The sequence below is a fragment of the bacterium genome (assembly GCA_026398675.1).
In the GTDB taxonomy this organism is placed as follows: Bacteria; RBG-13-66-14; RBG-13-66-14; order RBG-13-66-14; family RBG-13-66-14; genus RBG-13-66-14.
On record JAPLSK010000257.1, the window covers coordinates 1 to 4,383 of the forward strand.

6 protein-coding genes are annotated in these 4,383 nt (G+C 65.0%); 4 read left to right on the forward strand and 2 right to left on the reverse strand.

Going from position 1 to position 4,383, the window contains the following annotated elements:
* Both NTW26_08010 and NTW26_08015 read left to right on the forward strand, forming a co-directional pair.
* Positions 1-437, forward strand: a 437-nt coding sequence (locus NTW26_08010) for a class I tRNA ligase family protein (protein MCX7022196.1), incomplete at its 5' end; no start/stop codon positions are given.
* A 35-nt stretch (positions 438-472) separates the two neighbouring features.
* Complete coding sequence (locus NTW26_08015) at positions 473-988, forward strand: hypothetical protein (GenBank protein MCX7022197.1); 516 nt, start codon at positions 473-475, stop codon at positions 986-988.
* A 232-nt stretch (positions 989-1,220) separates the two neighbouring features.
* Here NTW26_08015 and NTW26_08020 read toward each other — a convergent pair whose 3' ends face one another.
* Together NTW26_08020 and NTW26_08025 are read right to left on the reverse strand one after the other, a co-directional pair.
* On the reverse strand, positions 1,221-1,670 hold the full coding sequence (locus tag NTW26_08020; protein ID MCX7022198.1) for a transcriptional repressor: 450 nt from the start codon (positions 1,668-1,670) through the stop codon (positions 1,221-1,223).
* Positions 1,671-1,832: 162 nt separating this feature from the next.
* On the reverse strand, positions 1,833-2,102 hold the full coding sequence (locus NTW26_08025; GenBank protein ID MCX7022199.1) for a helix-turn-helix transcriptional regulator: 270 nt from the start codon (positions 2,100-2,102) through the stop codon (positions 1,833-1,835).
* Between the two features lie 177 nt (positions 2,103-2,279).
* Between NTW26_08025 and NTW26_08030 the strand changes: the two genes are divergently transcribed.
* Positions 2,280-3,812, forward strand: a complete 1,533-nt coding sequence (locus NTW26_08030) for a YifB family Mg chelatase-like AAA ATPase (GenBank protein MCX7022200.1) — start codon at positions 2,280-2,282, stop codon at positions 3,810-3,812.
* Between the two features lie 35 nt (positions 3,813-3,847).
* Positions 3,848-4,383, forward strand: a 536-nt coding sequence (locus NTW26_08035) for a hypothetical protein (protein ID MCX7022201.1), incomplete at its 3' end; no start/stop codon positions are given.

Here is a 4,383-nt window from a genome sequence, read left to right on the forward strand (position 1 = left end):
TCCACTTCAACACGGCCATCTCGACCGCCATGGAGCTGGTCAACGACATCTACGCCCTGGAGACCGAGAGGAGTGTACCCGACGAGGCGCACCCGGTCGTCGCCGCCTGCCTGCGCGACCTGGTGGACGTCCTGGCGCCCATCGCCCCCTTCATCTGCGAAGAGCTGAACGACCGCTTCGGCGGGGAGGAGTCGGTCCACGACCGCCCATGGCCCGTTTGGGACGAGGCGGCCCTGGAAGTCGAAACCGTCACCCTGGCGGTGCAGATAAACGGAAAGGTCCGCGACCAGGTCGAGGTGCCGGTGGATGCCGGCGAGGACGCCGTCCGCGAGGCCGTATTCGCCAGCGAGCGGGTCCGGGCCTACACCGACGGTAAAACGATAAAAAAGTTCATCGTCGTGCCCGGACGGCTGGTGTCCATCGTGGTCCAGGGCTAAAGGGAGTCCATCCCGCGCCACAATGAGGGGAGAAGATGAAAATTCTGGTGGGTTACGCAACGGGCTACGGCTCGACGAAGTCCTACGCCGACGTTATCGCCGAGGAGCTGCGCCGGTCGGGGCATGAAACCGACGTCCTGCCGGCCAAGGGGGTCGGGAATCTCGCGGCCTACGCGTTCGTCGTCGTCGGCGGGAGCATCCGGGCCGGGCGATGGCTCGGTCCGGCCGTGAAACTGGCCCGTGAGGCGGTGAAGGCGGGAAAGAGGCACGCCGTCTTCTTCTGCTGCCTGGCCGCCCAGACCGAGGAGGGGAAGAAGAAGGTTTTCGGGGATTACCTCGATAAAGTCAGGGCGAAGGTTCCCGGCCTCGCTCCCCTCGAAATCGGCGCCTTCCCCGGCGTGGCGAACTACGAGGAGTACCGCTTCCCCGTCAAGGGGATAATGGCCGGGATAGCCAAAAAGCAGGGAGTGGATACCTCGGTGAACCGGGATTACCGGAAGCCCGAGGCGGCCCGGGAATGGGCCCGGGAATTGGTCCGGCGGCTGGGATAGGACGTAAAAACGGCGTAGGAGCCCTTTAGGGTTCGACGAGCGGTACGCCTTTGCGGCGGCACGGAGGGTTTTGTCAAAGCGCCCCATGTACGCCTTAAACGAGGGCCACGGGCTACACTTGTACAAGGGGCTGAAGCCCCTTGTCTTTTAACCGTTGATGCGGGGTATGATCACTCCCGCTGCACATGGACTAAAAAGGCGCACGGAGCGCCTTTAAAACTTCAGGAATCCGCTAGTGCCCGCCACCGTTGCGGCAATGCGAGCAGTAGCCGATTATCTCCAGGGAGTGGGAGACGTTTTCGAACTCGTTCTCCCTGCAAATCCTGTCCTGCAGTTTTTCCAAGTCGGCGCTGCGAATCTCGATTATCCGACCGCATGAGCGGCAGATGAGGTGGTCGTGGTGTTCGGCGCCTATCTCGTAGTGCCGGTGTCCCTCGCCGAGACTGGAGCAGGTCAAGAGGCCCGTCTCAACCAGGAGGTCCAGGGTGCGGTACACGGTGGCCCGGCTGACGTACAGCGGCCCCTCGGAAAGCTCCTGCGCTATCTCTTCGGCGCTCGGGTGTCCCGGGTGTCCCCAGACGGCCTTTAGAATGGCGCGCCTCTCCACGGTGCAGCGGAGGCCGCGCAGGGCGAGGTACTTTCTCAAAATGCGCTCGGCTTCTTCGTAGGTGGGGATGGCCATGCCGGACCTCCCAAATGAGAACCCATCTCACCCACCATTCTAGCCTCTCATTGCGAATTAATCAAGCCTGACGGGGCTTTTTTCGTCCGCGTCGCGGTCGGTCCGCGGGACCGATTTGCCAAGCCCCCGATTCTTCCGCGTCGCGGTACCACCGTCTCCGACCTATCGGCTCAGGCTCGCCACCGCCGAGGAGATATGACGGTCCGTCCTATCTTTCAGCGTCATCATCTCCTCGCAGAGCTTGACGATGTCCATCTCGAGCCCCTGGGCCAGCCGGATGATGTTCACCAGAGTGATGTTGCGCTCACCCCGCTCGATGCTGCCGATGTACGTCCGGTGCAGGCCCGTCCTCTTGGCCAGCTTTTCCTGGGAGAGGCCGAGCCGCAGACGGTGACGCCGGACGGTCACGCCCAATGCAAGTTTGTGGTCCACCCCCACACCTCCTCGGTTTCGTTAACAGTTTGCCAGCGATAAAGGTCTTGACAACATTAACTTTACCGAGGGTTACTGACATAAACTGTCATCCGTGTCAGAGTTTTTCGTCGCCTTGCCCCGGACCGAGGGCTCTGGTAAGATTGCTCCAATTCGTTGTCTGCGGGGTTTATTCCGATGTTGGCCAAGGTTTTTTCAGCGGCAGTGCGCGGGGTCGAGGGCTACGTGGTGGAGGTGGAGGCCGATGTATCGCCGGGCCTCTCCACCTTCTTCACCGTGGGGCTGCCCGACGTGGCGGTGAAGGAATCCAAGGACCGCGTCCGGGCGGCGGTGCGCAATTCCGGCTACGACTTCGCCCCGGGTTCCTACACCGTCAACCTCGCCCCCGCCGACACGAAGAAGGAAGGCCCGTCCTTCGACCTGCCCATCGCCCTGGCGGTCTTGATCGCCACCCGGCAGATGGTGGCCGTCCGGCGCGATCGGATTGCCGTGGTCGGCGAGCTCTCCCTGGACGGCGCCCTGCGCGGGGTGCGCGGTATCCTGCCCATCGCGGTGGCGCTGCGGGACGAGGGGTTCAAGGCGCTCATCGTGCCTAAAGAGAACGCGAAGGAGGCCGCCCTGGTGGACGGTCTCGACGTTTTTGCCCTGGAAACCCTGGCCCAGGCGGCGGAACTCCTCGAGGGGCGTCTGACCCCCGAGCCCTTCAAGGTGGACCTGCAGGAGGAGTTCACCCAGGCCGCGAACTACGACCTGGACCTGGTGGACGTGAAGGGCCAGGAGCACGCCAAGCGCGCCCTGGAGGTCGCCGCGGCCGGCGGGCATAACCTCCTGATGATGGGCCCCCCCGGCGCCGGGAAGACCATGCTCGCCCGCAGGTTGCCCACCATCCTACCGAAAATGTCCCTGGACGAGGCGCTGGAGACGACCAAGGTCCACTCCGTGGCGGGGATGCTGCCGTCGAACCAGGCCCTGGTCGCCACGCGCCCCTTCCGTTCGCCCCACCACACCATCTCGTCGGCGGGGCTAATCGGCGGGGGGAGCTACCCCCGGCCGGGCGAGGTTTCCCTGGCCCACCACGGGGTACTCTTCCTCGACGAGCTGCCGGAGTTCGAGCGCCACGTCCTCGAGGTGCTGCGCCAGCCCCTGGAAGATCGCCGGGTGACCATCGCCCGGGCCCAGATCAGCCTCACCTTCCCCGCCAGCTTCACCCTGGTCGCCTCGATGAACCCCTGCCCCTGCGGCTACTACGGCGACCCGAACCACAGCTGCACCTGTTCCCCGGCTTCCATCCGCCGCTACCGCTCGAAAATCTCCGGCCCCCTCCTGGACCGCATAGACATCCACCTCGAGGTCCCGGCGGTGCCCTACCGGGAGCTTTCCGCCGAACGCTCGGGCGAACCGAGCGCTGTTGTGCGCGAGCGGGTCAACGCCGCCCGGGAGCGCCAGCAGGAGCGCTACGCCGGCACCGGCATCCACTCCAACGCCGGGCTCACCAGTAAGATGATTCGGACATTCTGCCAGCCCGAGCCGGAGGCCCAGCAGCTCCTGCACCAGGCGGTGGACCGGCTGGGGTTCTCGGCCCGGGCCTACGACCGGGTGCTCAAGCTGGGCCGGACCATCGCCGACCTGGAGGATGCGCCCACAATCACGGCGGCCCACGTCTCCGAGGGCATCGCCTACCGGAGCCTGGACCGCAAGTTCAAGGTGTAGCCGGGGATTGTTGAAGGTTGCGGGGGGAGGTTGTAATGGGAAAAATGACGGCGCTCATTGGGTTTATTTTCGCCGGAGCCGTCCTGGCCGCGGGCTGGGTCGAGGCGGAGGGATTGACGAGTTTGACGCTGCCGGGGCCCGACGACCGCGAGTATCTGGCGGAGCCGCTGGACTCGCGGCCGGTGTACGATGCGGATGACGACTCGGAGCCGCTGCACCGGGTGGTCACCCTGCGCCTTTCCGTCGGCGATGGAATGCAGACGGTGGTCGAGGCGGACCTGACGCGGGGTTGCGAGCGGATGCTGGCCCGCGTCGCTCCCGACGGCGGCCTCTACCTTCTCCTGGGCGGCCTCTCCCGCTATACCCTCCTGCGCTGGCGGCCGGGAAACGACGCCGAACTCCTGCTGGAAGGCGGTGATTTCATCGCCCGCACCGAAGACGAACGGCTCGTACTCACCCGCGACCTGCCCTGCGACGCTGAAGCCTATGGATTCAGCGAGGGTGGCGTTCTGCCGAAGCGCTCCGACGGCTCACCGCCTGGTGGAATAAGCCAGAGCCTCTATCAGCAGTA